The sequence below is a fragment of the Flavobacterium cupreum genome (assembly GCF_003996965.1).
GTDB lineage: Bacteria > Bacteroidota > Bacteroidia > Flavobacteriales > Flavobacteriaceae > Flavobacterium > Flavobacterium cupreum.
On the sequence record NZ_QWDM01000030.1, the window covers coordinates 1 to 15,958 of the forward strand.

Consider the following 15,958-nt stretch of genomic DNA (forward strand, 5'->3'; position numbering starts at 1 on the left):
ATAGAAAAACAACCAATAGAGTAAAATAATTTTATACTTTTAAACTACTTTTTAGACACCTTTTTGAGTTCATTTATACTGCTCACTTTTATCCAGAATTAGGTGCTCACTTTATCCAGAATATCCATACTTGAATTATCAATGTTAGCAAACCATTCTAAGGCACGCCCAAATTTTTCATAGCTTGAAAATAGCTGTCGAAAAGAGAAGCAATACTCTATAAATGCAGGAAAAGTTGCTTCGGAAAATTCGTTTGCCTTATCAACTCTAATAGTATGATAACTTTGCGTAAAAATGTCAGGTCGAGAAGTCAAATAAGATGTAACATCCACCCAAAAGGCTTTTTTAATTTCCGGATCAAAAACTATTCCTACTGTTAAATTTAACCCCTGATTCCAGTACTCTAAATGGGCTTTATCTGCTGTGAATTTATAGCCTAAGCTGTCCTTATAGCTGTCTCCACTTTTTATTTGAACAAATATCCCATAATTGGTTGCAAGACCATTACGTACAAATTCTATATAACAATCATTGCCTTGGTCATTTTCTCGTGAAAGATTTTGAAAAATGGAATGATTATCTTGAACAACACCCTGAACGAATCTTACTCCTTGAAATTCAGTCTTTATATTGGGATTACGATTAGTCATTATTTAATAGGTTTATATCTGAATCTGATTATTTGCTCAAGTTGTTCATATTTAAACATAGTTCAATGACAAAGGGCAAGTAGATAGGAAAGGATTTGGTAAATTCTGTTAGATATTCCTAATGAGTGGAATAGAATACTTATGCGTCTATTCTAGATTTTCATTTTTTAAGTCAATATCAAAATCTACTAATTTTTTTGGCTGAACTTTAAGTCCCTTAGCAACTTTTAAGAAAGTTCTAAACGTAATATTTGTTTTTCCTAACTCAATTTTATTAAAGTCACTATCGTCAATACCAGTATGAAATTCCATATCCTTTAAAGTTAAGTTCTTAGCTTCCCTTTCTGTTTTTACTTTTTCACCAAAATCTTTCAAAAAATCGTTAAATGTATTATCCATAGCATGTTTTTTTTTTGACAAGTGAAATTGGTAATATTTAACATAAAACTTATGGGGATATATCCCTATATTTATTTTATTTAGTATATTTGTTTAATCATTACGATTTGTAATGTATTTTTGCGATACTTCATTAAAAATATTTGAAGCATTCGCTTTGAATCTCGCCTTCAAAAACTGGTACTTTTTAAATGGGAACGAGAAGATAAGTGCAAATGCTCACGCCATAAATGGCGTGGGCTCACTTATTGTTCCCGGTATACCAGTACCATGAAGGCAATAAGCTGAGTTCCGCGCCTATTTTTTTGGCTACACCTCAACTTCTCAAAGCTTCTTCACGATATCTTAAAGTGTCGTTACCGCTTGTGTTTAACCATTAACCGGTTGCTTATGGTGTAATCTTTAATTTTTACTTGAGTTGGGGAAGGTTCAGGTTATTATACTATCAGCTTCGCCATTTACAAATATCTGCAAGAGCGCAGATCCGAAACCATTCAACAGCTATTGACTATTTAAGTAACCAAAAACCAACCTATGCCTATGATAAATTAATTAACAAGAAAAAGCCTTCTATTACTTGCGTGGAAACTAGCATAGAAGGCTGGGAAAATCAAACTTTCGTTCAATTTTAATCCTTTCTAAATTTATGAAAAATCTTTCATTTAACAAGGGCAGACCTTCCTGTCTTTGCATATTTATTCTCGCAATACTGCTTTCCAGTCAGATTTATGCCGCCAAACTAACGTTCGGGAGCTACACGAAGCAGTCGCAACATCAAATTACAGGTACAGTTACCGATGCCACTGGACCACTTTCCAGCGTTACAGTCATTGTAAAAGGAACTACCACAAACACCGTAACAGATGAAAAAGGTAATTTTTCAATTACGGCTAATTCTACCGATATCCTTGTCTTTTCGTTTATAGGCTATGCCCCACGGGAAATTCAGGTTGGAAGCCAAACTTCAATAAATATAGTATTGATAGAAGACAGTACGCAGCTTAAGGAGGTTACGATAAACGCTGGGTATTATTCTGTGAAGGAGAAGGAGCGCACCGGAAGCATTGCAAAAATCAAATCAGCCGATCTCGACAAGCAACCCGTAAACAATCCATTAGCTGCAATGCAAGGACGCATGTCTGGTGTAAACATTACACAAAATACGGGATTGCCAGGCGGTGGCTTTAATATCCAGATTCGTGGTATTAACAGTATCCGAGGAGACGGCAATGATCCATTGTACATTGTAAACGGAGTTCCATATTCATCACAATCATTAGGAGATCCTACGGTTTCTGCATCCGCTATTTCCGGTGTGACAAATCCGCTGAACAATTTAAATCCATCAGACATAGAAAGTATTGAGGTATTGAAAGATGCGGATGCAACAGCAATTTATGGCTCGCGGGGGGCAAATGGCGTGGTACTGATTACAACAAAAAAAGGCAAATCAGGAGAAACACGTTTTAATTTCAATGCATTTACTACTGTTGGAAAAGTAGCTCAAAAAATGAACCTGATGAACACAAGCCAATATTTGGCAATGCGCGCAGAAGCATTTGCAAATGATGGGATCACGGAATATCCTGAAGATGCTTATGATATCAATGGCACTTGGGATTCAAATCGCAACACCGATTGGCAGAAGGAATTAATTGGCGGTACATCTTACATCCAGAATTTTCAGGCATCCGTTTCAGGCGGTAATGCTAACACGCAATTTCTATTGAGTGGAACCTATCGCAAAGAAACAACCGTATTTCCTGGTGATTTTCATTACGGAAAGGGTTCAGTAAACAGCAACATTACACACCAATCCGACGATAAACGGTTCACCCTTAATTTTTCGGCCAGTTACTCCGGAGATAAAAACACTTTACCGGGAAGGGATTTGACATCCCGAGCATATACGCTTGCTCCAAACGCTCCGGAGCTTTATAACAGCGATGGCAGCCTCAACTGGGAAAACGGCACATTCAACAATCCATTGGCATTTCTCAACGGAAGATACCTTACCGCAAACCAAAACCTTATTGCAAATGTGCTGTTGTCTTACAATGTGCTTCCTGGTCTTGAGGCTAAGGCTAGTATTGGGTATAACGATACTAGGATAACCCAAAACGTAACCAGCCCTCTAAGTATTTATAGTCCCTTTGACACAAACGAGCACGAATCATCCCTATTTGTGGCTAGTGGCACTGGCAGATCATATATTTTCGAACCACAATTAAACTATCGTAAGGAATTGGATGACATAGAGATAAATTTCTTGGTCGGTACGACATTCCAGAGCCAAAAAACAACAAAATTGGCACAATCTGCATTTGGATTTGCAAGCGATGCGCTGATTAATAGTTTGGCTGCGGCTACTACGGTGACAGTGCTGAACCATGAGGTAACTGAGTACAATTACAATGCATTATTTGGGAGACTCAACATGAACTGGCATAAAAAATACATCGTGAACCTAACAGGTCGCCGTGATGGCTCAAGCCGTTTTGGACCCGATAACCGCTTCGCTAATTTTGGTGCTGCAGGTGCAGCTTGGTTGTTCACTAATGAAGGTATTTTCAAACAGCACAATTCCATACTTAGTTTTGGAAAGTTGCGTGGAAGTTATGGCATTACGGGCAATGACCAGATCGGGGATTACCAGTATCTCGATACCTATCAGGTGTCGCCTTATTTGTATGATGGGGTGGTAGGACTTTTACCGTCACGCCTCTACAATCCCGATTTCGGCTGGGAAACAAATAAAAAACTCGAACTCGCGTTGGAATTGGGATTCTTAAAGGATAATATTTTCCTTTCCGCAGCTTGGTTCCGGAATCGCTCATCCAATCAATTGGTCGGGGTTCCGCTCCCCGGAACAACAGGATTTTCTTCTATCCAATCAAATTTTGATGCTACCGTGGAAAATACCGGTGTCGAAGTGGAACTTCGTACCACCAATGTAAAAAGCAAGGATTTCTCATGGACAACTACAGTAAATCTTACTGTACCAAAAAATAAACTGGTCTCTTTTCCAGGGCTTGAAGGTTCTACATATGCTAACCAACTCATAGTTGGTGAATCACTATTTATCAAGAAGGTCTTCAATTATGCAGGTATCAACCCCGAAACAGGAGCCTACACTTTTCAGGATTTCAACGGCGATGGACAGATAACCTATGAAGACGATCGTCAGGCAATCGTTGATACTTCACCAGAATACTATGGAGGCCTCAGTAACCAATTAACATATAAAAATTGGTCGCTCGATTTTTTGTTCCAATTTGTAAAACAACTCGGCAGGAATTATCTGTACACTTCAGCCTTGCCCGGCTCATTTGTAAATCAGCCTGTAGATATGGGAAATCACTTCCCGCAAGACGGCACCAATGCGGTATCACAACAGTATACTACGGGTCAGAATGGCACATTACTCGAAGGACATTACAATCTGATTGATAGTAATGCAGCATTCAGTGATGCATCTTTCGTGAGACTCAAGAATCTGACCCTTGTGTATGCAATACCATCAACATGGTCAAAAACCTTCACAGGAAAGATTTATGTACAGGGGCAAAACTTATTAACCCTCACTGATTTTCGTGGAGCTGACCCTGAAAACCAGTCTGCTTCGGCACTTCCATCATTGCGCCAGTTTACACTGGGCATTCAGCTAGGCTTTTAACTTAACTATATATCAAATGAAAACAAGATTTAATATTATACAGCCAATTATTTGGACAGCGTTACTTACCCTTTCGGCTTGCGAGAGTTTTACCGAGGTAGGCACGCCACAATCACAACTCACAACTCCTGCCGTTTTCGAAAGTATCAATACTGCCGACGCGGCTATGGGCGACATTTATGCGCGCCTGCGTGAAGACAGCATGGTTGCAGGCACGCTGAACGGTCTGTCGAGTCTTTTATCAAACTATTCAGATGAAATGCAGTACACAGGGTCAAGCATCGAAATTATGCAGTTCAACAACCATACAATTACACCTTCAAACAGCCTGATAACAGGATTATGGAACAGCACCTACAGCCAAATCTATGCTGCGAATCTGATGCTGGAAGGTTTGCAGAATTCAACGGCTTTAACAGATAATGAAAAAGCAAGATTGTCAGGTGAAGCATTGTTTATTCGAGGGTACCTTCATTTCTATCTAATAAACATCTTTGGTGATGTGCCCTACATCACAACGACTGATTACGTCGCAAATTCGGTTACATCAAAAACACCGCATGAACAAGTATGGCAAAATATCATAGCCGACTTGACACAAGCTGAAACGCTGTTGCCAGTTGAATATCCTTCTCAGGAAAAAGTCCGTGTAAACAAGGCTGTTGCCGCTGCGTTTCTCGCACGAATATACTTGTACCGTGAAGATTGGGCAAATGCAGCAGCGAAAGCAACAGCTGTAATTGATAATCCCAATTACATATGGGTCGATGATACTTCACAGGAATTTCTTCGCGAGTCAACAGCGACAATATGGGCATTGCATCCGGGAACACCCGGGCTTAATACTAAAGATGCGCGCACGTTTATCTTTTCAAGCGGACCACCTTCCAAGCCGTCACTGGCTGCTTCGTTTGTAACCGGTTTTGAATCTGGTGATCTGCGCCGTACCCAATGGGTACGAACCGTTTCAAACAGCAGTGGCTCCTGGTATTCATCATACAAATATAAAAAGCCGTTGGGCACAGCCTCATCAGAAGAATACACTATTCTGTTCCGGTTGGCCGAACAATACCTGATTCGTGCGGAAGCCAATGCACATCTGTCAAATATATCTGATTGCCAAGCAGACTTAAACAAAATACGCAACCGCGCCGGTCTATCAAATACTACCGCAAGTACGGAAACCGAATTATTGGAAGCAATCGCAAAAGAACGACGTTTTGAGTTTTTTACAGAGCAGGGACATCGTTGGTTCGATTTAAAGCGTACGGGAAAGGCGACGGAAGTACTAAGTCCAATAAAATCCGGGTGGGAAGATACACAGATCATACTTCCGCTGCCACAATCGGAATTGCTGTTGAATGGAAATCTGCTGCCTCAAAATCCAGGTTACTAAGATGCGGGCGTTTTTCTTCAAGACTGTATTTTTGGCATTGCTGCTACTTGTGGCGGTACCAATCTATGGACAAAAACAAGAAGTAACGACTGCCGATTATGCAAAATGGAGTTCCATACAAGCAGAGACGATATCTCCAAATGGCAAATGGATTTCTTATGTTCTGCACTACGATTACGGTGTCGATACATTGTTTGTACAAAATATAAAATCTACGAGGCGATTGGTATTTCCCAAATGTACTGATGTAGGTTTCAGCAATGATGATAAATGGGTGACGTTTTCAGATCCGGAAAAAGGTTTGGCGTTATATGATCTGAACAATGGTAATACGCAATATTTCAAAGACGCAATTCGTCATGAATTCTGCAAAGAAGAAAATTTTCTGGCAATACTCAACAAGAATGCTGTATCTGACTACTTGACGATAATTGGGCTATCCACTTTCAAAAAATACATTTTTGAAAACGTCAGAGAGTTCAGTATCAACAATTCCGGCATTTTGGCTATAAGTACTGGTTATGAAGTGCGCCTGCTAAAACCAAAGGTAGGATTTGTTGAAAAGACCATTGCACAGGATGATGATGCGGGATTTAAAAAACTATTTTGGAGTAGCAATGGCGAATTTCTTGCTTTTCTTCAAGAGATTAAAGACCAACAGGAAACTACCAAAAATTACAGGATATTTTACCACGATTCAGCAATAGGGACAAATACTATTCTTGATAGCAGGCAAACGGAAATATTGGCTATGGAAAATATAACTACATATGGTGGAAGTTCTGCACTTCGGTTTTCAGATGACGGAAAAAGTGTATTTTTCAATTATATTAGTCCTGAGCTGGAATCAAAGTCTGTCCCTTATGAAATTTGGGACTCTGCAACAGCGTTGGAATATACGCAGAATAAAATGTTTGGAGATGCTTCCCGCTTGCCAAAAATTGCTGCATGGAAGCCCGAAAGTGGTGGGACTCTAAAGATCGGAACAATCGAGAATCCGAAAGCAATCCTTACTGCAAATCGAAAGTACGCGCTGTGTTATAATCTGTTGAAGTATGAACCTCAATATGAGTATTACGCGCCTGCTGATATGTACCTGAAAGATACCCAAACCGGGACACAGCAACTGATTTTAGAAAAGCAGTCAACAGCAGTTGGAATGATGGGTGGCTCTCCTAAAGGAAATTTTATACACTATTTCCGCAATGGGAATTGGTGGGCTTACGACATTGTGAAAATGCAGCATCTCAATCTCACAGCAAGACTGCCAGTCTCCATGATTGATAGTATTCAAAACGATGCGGGTGTTCCTGCACCATATGGTAGTCCAGGCTGGTCATCAGATGAAAAATATTTCATAGCTTATGACCGGTATGATATCTACTTGATTGATAATAATGCAAAACAAACCAGAAGAATTACTGATGGAAGAAAGCAAAAGATTTCCTATCGAATTTGTTTAGACCTTTATCCCGTTATAAAAAAGCCGAGCCAGGATGAATTTCTGATAAGAAAATTTGACCTATCGATGGGTTTGGTTTTGCAGGCCATTGGTGAAGATGGATCTAGCGGGTATTATAAATGGAATTCTAACGGTACTTTAGTAAAATTGGTGTTCGGAAACAGTGGAAACAGCAGGCTGATAAAAGCAAAGAATACCGGGCAATTCATTTACATACAGCAAACCGCTTCCGATGCACCAAAGTTAATAGCTGTTTCAATGCAAAAAAACAAGATGCTCTTCAAATCCAATTCCCATACCCGTAAATTTAATTGGGGAACGGCTGAGATGATCTCATACAAAGATAAAAACGGCAATAATCTAAAAGGTATTCTATATAAGCCTGCTGGGTATATCGAAGGAAAAAAATATCCAATGGTTGTATATATTTATGAAAAACAATCCCAAGAGATTAATAATTACCGTGTACCGACAGAATATGGGCCGATGGGCTTCACTCTGTCCAATTATTTCCTGGATGGCTATCTGGTATTGCTGCCGGATATTCATTATAAGATGGGCGAACCCGGAAAGTCAGCTCTGGACTGTGTGCTAAATGCGGTTGATATAGTGAAACGAATGGGAATTGTTGAAGAAAATCATATTGGGATTATAGGCCATTCCTTTGGAGGTTACGAGACGGCATTTATAATTACCCAGACCAATGATTTTGCAGCAGCTGTATGCGGTTCGGGACTTATGAACACTATAAGCAGCTATTTTGTGCATTCTGCAGGTATACCGCGTTCAAATGCATGGCGGTTTGAATCACAGCAGGGACGTATGCCATTTTCACCTTTTGACAATTGGAAAGCTTATGAGCAAGACGCGCCTTTGCCAAATGCTGTAAATTGTACAACACCGCTTTTGAGCTGGGCAGGAAAAAAAGACCCCACTATTTTCTGGACACAATCTGCCGAATTTCATATGGCACTTCGAAGGCTTGGCAAAAGGAATGTTTTTATTCTTTATGACAATGAGGCGCACACAATTGTTACACCTGAATTACAAAAAGACCTGACAATAAAAACCAAGAACTGGTTTGATTATTATCTGAAAGAACAAAAGGAAACACTTACCAATGGAATCCCTTAAATCATAATTAACAAAGCAGGAGACCGACAATCTCCTGCTTTGTTTTTTAAGGTTAATTGATTTTTCTGTATAACTCGACATTACATTGAGTCGGACTGCTCATGTCGAACAATTGTTGTCCTCCCGCCGTAACTCTACAAACATTAGGGTTTTGTATGTTGCTACATTTTACTGTCGTAACATCACAATCCTCTAAAGGGTTATGCCCCCAAACATCTATCAGCTTTCCTTTTTCAGGGGCCGTTGAAAATGCGAAGGCTGCAAATACAGCAAATGCGATTGCTGAAAATGAAAGCGCTGGTCTTAAAACTTTAGTATTCATAATATTAAAATTTAATGTTAATGGTCTACTCTTTTTCAGGTTTTCGACCTTCCCCTGGACTGTACAGTGTATTTTCAAAAGCATAAATGCTGATATTATCTTGATGCGGTAAAGGGCTTGTAATAATTGGTCTGTAATTTTTCAATTGTTAGACTCCTTCCATTCAATGAAACAATCCGGTCGTTTAAAACAACAAATTCATCCATTGTCCTGCCCGCTATATTGTATACATAAAAACTAAATGCATAGGTGTTTGCACTCAGGTCGTATACATCAATTATCGAAGCCTGCTTCCACATAATTTCAGGTTCGTATTTTCCAATGAGAGCCGCATTTACAAAAAGATAATTGCCAAAAGATGCGGTCAGTTTATTGACCAATTTAGGCTGTTTGCTCAGAGTGGTTACTTTTTTCGATTCTATCCTCGCAACAGAAACCTGTGCACGTGTAGTTGTATCAATAGTATGCCCTGAGGTATGATTGCCTATCTGAGAATCAATCATCAGGAATTCATTTCGATAGGCGTAGGTATAGATTACCTTGTCAAGCTGGGAATTATAAAGCAATGATCCGTCCGTGTCAAATATACCGTCTACCTGCTTCAGCAGAAGTCTGCCGTTAAGCTGTAATGATGCATCATTATTAAAAGTAAAGAGTCCTAGCGTATTTGCTTTTGTTTTAGAATCAATAGCTCGGATAACTGCTGTCTTATCATCGATCGGCTTCAATATGGAAAAATAAGCTTTTCGATACATTTTAAGCTCCGCTTTCCAGTTGGTGGTATCTCCAATAAAAATGCAGGGTACGCTTCCATCGCTAAAATAAAAATAAGGTGATTTTACGGCAAGGCGCGGCACAGTGTAAGGAAATTTATATTTAGGAAGTTCGATGCGAATTGTCTTTTTTTGAACCAGACTGGTATCAAAAATTGTTACGGCCAGCGGTTCAGCCCGATTGCCTAAATAAATCTGTCCTTTGTCATAACCGGCTATATAATATGTTGCTTGTGGAAGCAGGATCGTTTTCTTGCTATTAGTAGGGTGCTTGGGAAATCTTCGCACAAAATTATTACGATGATGGATTATGTCTTCTGATAACATAAACAGCAGGGCAACAATACCAATGCTGAAAAATATCGTCATAGAAAAGGCACTGGCCAGTGCAGCAGGTTTTGAAATAAAATGTGCCTTTGGCACACCCCGGCGCAGTATCAGGATACCTGCTGCGGCCAGCATCATGAAAACAAAATTAAAAATGAAATGTTCCTCCCATCCCATTTTTTCCAAAATTCCTCCACAGGAACAAGGGACAAATGGGCTGTAATTTAAAATAATGAAAATGTATGCGGTAAACATAACCATCATGCACAACGCTCCAAAAAGCCCCATGATTCTCCACCTTTTTGAAAGGATAAGCAATACAATGAATAATTCAAGCATCGGAACCATCCATGCAATGTATCCGGCAAATGCACTTAATAAAGGTGACTGTCCCAATTGAACACGGAAGTTCTCAAAGTCGAGCAATTTGCTTACTGCCGCGTAAACAAAAAGCAGTATATAAAGCAGGCAGATTATGTCGGCTATAGTATTTTTAAAGGATATTGATGTTTTCATGTCATTGCTTTTAACGTTTACAGTATTCCAGTATAATCTCACTTGAGGGCATACCAAACCACCCTCACATATGTAGCTTTTTTTTTGTAAAAATCACGGGGTAAATATTTTATACAGCTAAATTAAAACATAGCTGTCAAAGGATTGTTGACAAAAACGATCCAAAAAATGTAAAAAACGATCCATTTTACTTATAACGTTGGCTAAATTTTATTATAATTGATAACTATATTGTAAAATTCTTTAAAATAAATAATTAACCCTTATCCATTCAGGATTATCTCATATCAAAACGGGAGAGAAAAGGCCGTTTGTGACTTAAAGTTGAATAACAAAATTCAAATTCTAATATTTTGCTTATATCAGCCTATTCAAATAGCAGAATACAAAGCCAGCAGATTATATCGACTATAGTATTTTTAAAAGAGACTTCCATTTTCATGTTTTCTCTTAGCCTCTCTGTGAATCATAGCTTATATGAGATTCGCACATACCAATTCAGCCCAGCTTATACTGCTAAAATTAGCTAGTAATCACATCTTTAGTGTTTTGTAAAGCTAAATTAAAACAATATTCTGGAAGGATTGTTACGAAAAACGAGCCAAAATTTGCAAAAAACGAGCCATTTTACAGGCCTACTAAAAAAGCTAAAACACATAAAAAGGCTAGCAAATACAGACCTTATGGACAAAAAGCAATAGTTTTTTCCTTTAATACCTAAAAAAAACTTAGAATTATGGAGTATAAAAAAACGTCGTAAACCTGAAAGGATGTTTAAAATGATATTGATACTAAAAAAATCAGGTGAACTTATAAAAAGGAAAGCTAACTCTGAAAACATCCGATACAACTAATTTAAAAAACGACTTTGGAGTTTTTTTCTGCTCCCTGCAAGGGCAAGTGGTTTTGAGCTGCGGAAAGTATTTCAAGCAGCTCAGAACACAACTTGCTCCTTTCTGGCGAAAGGAAAACCCGCCCTTTCAGGCGGATTAAAGTTAGCAGGGAAAAACAGCTTCGGGCTGTTTCCTTTTTGAATTGATAGTCCTATTCTTTTTGTCTAAATCCGATAACAAAAAAAATACTTTATAGAATAAATCCCCCTCCCACAAAACAATGTGCTCCACTATTGCGCCAAACAGTGCCTTTGAAAGCCTATATGTGCCATACATCCACAGGCAGACCAATCAATCGCTTTATTTGCCTTATGGTTTTAATGCAGGCAGTAAAAAAGGCAGTCCAACAAGGAAATAAAATGGGTCTATATACAGACAGTCTGCAATAAAAGTACAAAGTTTTAAAAACAGTAAAGCGTTTTGCTTTTTGTAAGGCTTTCCGCTTGCTAAAGTATATCCTTTACAAGGCAAAAATAAATGCAGACGACCCTACATAAAAATGCCCAAAAGGCTATGCAGGAATATCGGGATAAGGGAAAATTCAGACGCACAAATATTCATTCCTGCAAAACAGATAAAAAAAGCAACAATAAATTTTTAAATAATGGAAACAACAAAGAAAACTTTAAAAATCAGCTTCTCCACCCAAAAAGGAGGTGTGGGAAAATCAACGATGACCACTTTGCTGGCAAGTGTGCTTCACTACCGTTTGGGATTTAATGTACTGGTGATGGACTGCGACTTTCCGCAATACAGCCTGACCAATATGAGGGAACGAGATAAGAAGACCATCATGCAGAGTGACTACCATAAGAAGGCGGCAATGAAACAATATCAATCCATTAACAAAAAGGCATATCCGATTATCAGGTGCAAGGCTGAAAATGCTCTGCAGAGTGCTTCGCAATACGTAAGTGAGTTGGCAGTTGTTCCGGACGTTATTTTCTTTGACCTGCCAGGAACAGCCAATACCAAAGGAGTATTGACCACATTAAAAGCAATGGATTTTATTTTCTCGCCCATTACCGCCGACCGTTTGGTCGTGGAAAGCACACTGGGCTTTACCAAGGCATTTCTTGGGCTTCCGCAGACCGATGACGGCAACAAGGAACAAGTTATACGGCTGTTTTGGAATCAGGTGGACGGCAGGGAAAAAACGGGCCTGTATGATGCCTATCAAAGTGTCATCAAGGAACTGGGACTGTCTGTTATGGAAACAAGGATAATGGACAGCAAGCGTTTCCGAAAGGAAACGGACGATACGGGAAGTTATATATTCAGGTCAAGCTTACTGCCAGCCGAACCGCAGTTGCTCAAAGTCGTCAGGATGGATTTGTTTGTCGAGGAATTTTTAAAAACCGTTCATCTATAAAAGATTAAATCATGGATTCAGATAATAAAAACAATGACTTTGAAAAGCCCAATGTTGATGAGGACTACCTTATGAACGTAATCAGCGGTGATAAGCCTGCTTCCCCGCTCGGCAATACTATACAGCAGGAAGCAGCGCTACAAGTGCCACAGGAAACCAAGTCTAGGGAAAAAGCCCGAAGCGTTTCTTCAAAGAAAGCGGACTATGAGGAAACATTTCTGGTCAATCGGTTTCCTTCAGGCAGAAGCGGAAAGGTAGTCTATATACGTCCCGAATATCACGAAAGGCTGCTCCGTATTGTTCAATTGACAAAAGAAGAAAAGACAACGCTCTATTCCTACATTGACAACATCCTTGAACACCACTTCAGGGAGTTCGGGGATGATGTAACCAATTATTTTAACGAACGTTTTAAGCCCATCTTGTAATGGCAGGCAATTACGGACTTAATATATCATTCTATCGTGTGTCTAAAAACTAGATATTTTCAAAAGAAAACAGAAAAACCGAAAAAAAGAAAAAGAAAGCACTTTAAAAGGACGGGCTGTGGGCAGGCCAAAAGGAAACGGAATAAGTCCCGCAAGGGTGGATTGTGAGGCACGAACAAGACATTATGCCGTAAGCTTTTGGTTAGCCAAAACCGCCCGTGCTACCTTCGTTTTCTTTTTATTGTTTCTTGTTTAGAAGAATAAATCAGTACCATACCAGCAGTATTAAAAGTTATGGAAAACAACAGCAAAACCAGTCCTCATAAAGGTGGCAGGCATCCTAAAAATGATCCCGCTGTCCACCGCTATTCTATCAGCCTTACCGCTGAAGAGAATGCCAGCTTCCTGTCCTTATTTGAACAGTCCGGCATGAATGTAAAGGCGCACTTTATTACAGCTTGTATTTTCCAAAAAGGTATCACAACAATAAAGGTCGACAAGGCAGCAATGGAATATTACGTGCGCCTTACTGCCTTATTCGGACAGTTCAGAGCTGTGGGGGTAAATTATAATCAAGTTGTGAAGATCTTGTACCACAATTTTTCCGAAAAGAAAGCTGCAGCGTACCTCTATAAGCTTGAAAAGCAGACAGCAGAATTTGCTGTTTTATCCCAAAAGATAATACAGCTTACAGTGGAATTCGAAACAAACTACCTTAAAAAATAGCATCAGAAATGGTAGCAATAATTAACAGGGGTGAAAATTTAATTGGTGCGCTTTCCTATAACCAGCTTAAAGTTGATAAGGAAAGCGGACAGGTTTTATCTACCCAAAAGATAATTGAAGCACCTGATGGCACCTATTCTATAGCACAGCTATCCCGTTCTTTTGAATTATATTTATTAGCCAATCGCAGGACTGAAAAGCCCGTACTTCATATTTCATTAAACCCTGACCCGAGAGATAAGGTAAGCGATAATGATTTTAGGACTATCGCAGAGGACTACATGCAGGAGATGGGTTACGGGGAACAGCCATTTGTGGTATTCAAGCATACTGATATTGAGCGTGCCCATATCCATATTGTATCGGTCTGTGTGGATGAAGAAGGCAGGAAAATATCTGATAAATTTGAGAAAAGGCGTTCGATGGACGTTTGCCGGGCATTGGAAAAAAAATATAGCTTAGTAGTGGCCACCGAGCACAAACAGAGCTTACAGAGCCATGCATTCAGTCCAATAAATTACAAAGCAGGCGATGTAAAGAGCCAGATGGCTTCTGTACTGCGCCACTTGCCCAACGACTATCAATTCCAAAGTTTTGGGGCATATAATGCCCTGCTTTCTCTATTTAATGTTACGGCAGAAGAAGTCAAAGGGGAATATAACGGAATCCCCAAACATGGAATTGTATATTTTGCATTAAACGAGCAGGGAGACAAAGCCAGTAATCCCTTCAAGGCTTCGCTCTTTGGCAAGACAGCTGGCTACGCAGAGTTGCAATCCCACTACGGGCAAAACAGGATAAAACTAAAAGATAATCCTTCAAAGGCATCAGTCAAAGACAAAATTGAGCTGGCAATGCGGACTACTGAAAACGAAACAGAATTTAAGAAACAGCTAATGGAACGGGGTATCAATACTGTTGTGCTCCGAAATGGTGAAGGACGTATCTACGGCATGACCTTTATCGATCACGAATCGCGCTGCGTATGGAACGGTTCCGAGTTAGGCAAGAACTTTTCGGCCAATGTATTTAATGACTGGTGGAATAACGGAAATAAAACGGAGCGACCTGTACAGGAAATTGCTTCAAAAAACACTGCACCGGTAAGCGGGGAGATTAACCAACCACACGAATTATTCGATTTTTTAGGCAAAGAAGATATGTCTTACAGCCTCCAGGAAAACAACCTTATTGAAGCATTTGGAGGATTATTACCCGAGACTCACGGAGAAGATTATGAGGAAGAGGCATTTGTTAACCGGATGAAACGAAAAGTTAAAAGAAGAAAATTGTAGATTTAAAATGACAGCAGAGAGATACCAGTACCTTAATTGTAGCATTTATTAACCTAAAAGAGTTTATTTAAGAATCCTTCGAAATGCAACATTTATTATCTTTTATTATTTATATCTCACGCCATTATATTTCTTAAATTCACATAAGAACAGAATTTGAACTTTAAGGAATGGAGATACGTAAAATTTACGACCGCGATTTCAGAATAAATGCAGTCAAACTAGCACTTGAATCAAATCGTTTTAAAGTAGCAAAGGAACTTGGTATAGCGACTACGAATATCTATAGATGGCAAGCTGAACTTAAAAAATATGGACCAGACAGTTTTTGTGGAGGTGGTCATTTTAGAAACCCCGAACAAAAAAGATTTTCTGAACTTAAAAGAACACTTAAACAAAAGCTTAAAGATACAGAACTTGAAATTGAAATTTTTAAGAGTGCAAGTAAATATATCCCTCAAGGTGGAAAAACCGGTCAATTTGACCACCTAATTCCGGAGTAAATTGACCACCCGTTCCGGAGCAAACTGACCACCTAATTCCGGAGCAAATTGACCACCAGGTTTTGTGGTGAATTAAGTATTAAAAA

12 protein-coding genes are annotated in these 15,958 nt (G+C 39.3%); 8 read left to right on the top strand and 4 right to left on the bottom strand.

Annotated features, from left to right (window positions below; genetic code table 11):
* Nucleotides 1-98 precede the first annotated feature (98 nt).
* Nucleotides 99-650, bottom strand: coding sequence for a DUF4365 domain-containing protein (locus D0817_RS24230; protein WP_127340917.1), 552 nt, complete (start codon nucleotides 648-650; stop codon nucleotides 99-101).
* Between the two features lie 147 nt (nucleotides 651-797).
* Nucleotides 798-1,049, bottom strand: a complete 252-nt coding sequence (locus tag D0817_RS24235) for a helix-turn-helix domain-containing protein (protein WP_127340918.1) — start codon at nucleotides 1,047-1,049, stop codon at nucleotides 798-800.
* A gap of 646 nt (nucleotides 1,050-1,695) precedes the next feature.
* On the opposite strand from D0817_RS24235, the gene D0817_RS24240 reads away from it, so the two are divergent.
* Genes D0817_RS24240 through D0817_RS24250 form a run of 3 tightly spaced genes read left to right on the top strand, consistent with a single transcriptional unit; the run spans nucleotide 1,696 to nucleotide 8,717 of the window.
* Entirely contained in the window at nucleotides 1,696-4,725 is a 3,030-nt protein-coding gene (locus D0817_RS24240) for a SusC/RagA family TonB-linked outer membrane protein (protein WP_127340919.1), read from the top strand.
* Nucleotides 4,726-4,741: 16 nt separating this feature from the next.
* Nucleotides 4,742-6,121, top strand: coding sequence for a RagB/SusD family nutrient uptake outer membrane protein (locus D0817_RS24245; protein ID WP_127340920.1), 1,380 nt, complete (start codon nucleotides 4,742-4,744; stop codon nucleotides 6,119-6,121).
* A gap of 1 nt (nucleotide 6,122) precedes the next feature.
* Nucleotides 6,123-8,717, top strand: a complete 2,595-nt coding sequence (locus D0817_RS24250) for a S9 family peptidase (RefSeq protein WP_161568464.1) — start codon at nucleotides 6,123-6,125, stop codon at nucleotides 8,715-8,717.
* A 52-nt stretch (nucleotides 8,718-8,769) separates the two neighbouring features.
* Here the strand turns inward: D0817_RS24250 and D0817_RS24255 are convergent, their stop codons facing one another.
* Together D0817_RS24255 and D0817_RS24260 are read right to left on the bottom strand one after the other, a co-directional pair.
* A complete protein-coding gene (locus D0817_RS24255) occupies nucleotides 8,770-9,039 on the bottom strand; it encodes a DUF6520 family protein (protein ID WP_127340922.1) in 270 nt (89 codons plus the stop codon).
* 95 nt (nucleotides 9,040-9,134) lie between these two features.
* A complete protein-coding gene (locus D0817_RS24260; protein ID WP_127340923.1) occupies nucleotides 9,135-10,655 on the bottom strand; it encodes a DoxX family protein in 1,521 nt (506 codons plus the stop codon).
* Nucleotides 10,656-12,152: 1,497 nt separating this feature from the next.
* On the opposite strand from D0817_RS24260, the gene D0817_RS24265 reads away from it, so the two are divergent.
* From D0817_RS24265 to D0817_RS24285, 5 genes are all read left to right on the top strand, one after another.
* Nucleotides 12,153-12,920, top strand: a complete 768-nt coding sequence (locus D0817_RS24265; protein WP_127340924.1) for a ParA family protein — start codon at nucleotides 12,153-12,155, stop codon at nucleotides 12,918-12,920.
* Between the two features lie 11 nt (nucleotides 12,921-12,931).
* Nucleotides 12,932-13,348, top strand: coding sequence for a DUF3408 domain-containing protein (locus tag D0817_RS24270; protein WP_127340925.1), 417 nt, complete (start codon nucleotides 12,932-12,934; stop codon nucleotides 13,346-13,348).
* 294 nt (nucleotides 13,349-13,642) lie between these two features.
* The gene (gene mobA / locus D0817_RS24275) at nucleotides 13,643-14,074 is read left to right on the top strand and encodes a conjugal transfer protein MobA (RefSeq protein WP_127340926.1); all 432 of its coding nucleotides are present in this window, start codon (nucleotides 13,643-13,645) and stop codon (nucleotides 14,072-14,074) included.
* A gap of 8 nt (nucleotides 14,075-14,082) precedes the next feature.
* Nucleotides 14,083-15,369 carry a conjugal transfer protein MobB gene (mobB, locus tag D0817_RS24280; protein WP_127340927.1) on the top strand — a complete coding sequence of 429 codons (1,287 nt, stop codon included), beginning with the start codon at nucleotides 14,083-14,085 and terminating at the stop codon, nucleotides 15,367-15,369.
* Between the two features lie 170 nt (nucleotides 15,370-15,539).
* Nucleotides 15,540-15,872 (top strand): transposase, encoded by a 333-nt coding sequence (locus D0817_RS24285; RefSeq protein WP_193555372.1) that lies wholly within the window; start codon nucleotides 15,540-15,542, stop codon nucleotides 15,870-15,872.
* Nucleotides 15,873-15,958 lie beyond the last annotated feature (86 nt).

Bases quoted from the DNA above. Each gene is read 5' to 3' on its own strand.
- D0817_RS24230 (WP_127340917.1), bottom strand. From the start codon at position 650: ATGACTAATCGTAATCCCAATATAAAGACTGAATTTCAAGGAGTAAGA.
- D0817_RS24235 (WP_127340918.1), bottom strand. From the start codon at position 1,049: ATGGATAATACATTTAACGATTTTTTGAAAGATTTTGGTGAAAAAGTA.
- D0817_RS24240 (WP_127340919.1), top strand. From the start codon at position 1,696: ATGAAAAATCTTTCATTTAACAAGGGCAGACCTTCCTGTCTTTGCATA.
- D0817_RS24245 (WP_127340920.1), top strand. From the start codon at position 4,742: ATGAAAACAAGATTTAATATTATACAGCCAATTATTTGGACAGCGTTA.
- D0817_RS24250 (WP_161568464.1), top strand. From the start codon at position 6,123: ATGCGGGCGTTTTTCTTCAAGACTGTATTTTTGGCATTGCTGCTACTT.
- D0817_RS24255 (WP_127340922.1), bottom strand. From the start codon at position 9,039: ATGAATACTAAAGTTTTAAGACCAGCGCTTTCATTTTCAGCAATCGCA.
- D0817_RS24260 (WP_127340923.1), bottom strand. From the start codon at position 10,655: ATGAAAACATCAATATCCTTTAAAAATACTATAGCCGACATAATCTGC.
- D0817_RS24265 (WP_127340924.1), top strand. From the start codon at position 12,153: ATGGAAACAACAAAGAAAACTTTAAAAATCAGCTTCTCCACCCAAAAA.
- D0817_RS24270 (WP_127340925.1), top strand. From the start codon at position 12,932: ATGGATTCAGATAATAAAAACAATGACTTTGAAAAGCCCAATGTTGAT.
- mobA (WP_127340926.1), top strand. From the start codon at position 13,643: ATGGAAAACAACAGCAAAACCAGTCCTCATAAAGGTGGCAGGCATCCT.
- mobB (WP_127340927.1), top strand. From the start codon at position 14,083: ATGGTAGCAATAATTAACAGGGGTGAAAATTTAATTGGTGCGCTTTCC.
- D0817_RS24285 (WP_193555372.1), top strand. From the start codon at position 15,540: ATGGAGATACGTAAAATTTACGACCGCGATTTCAGAATAAATGCAGTC.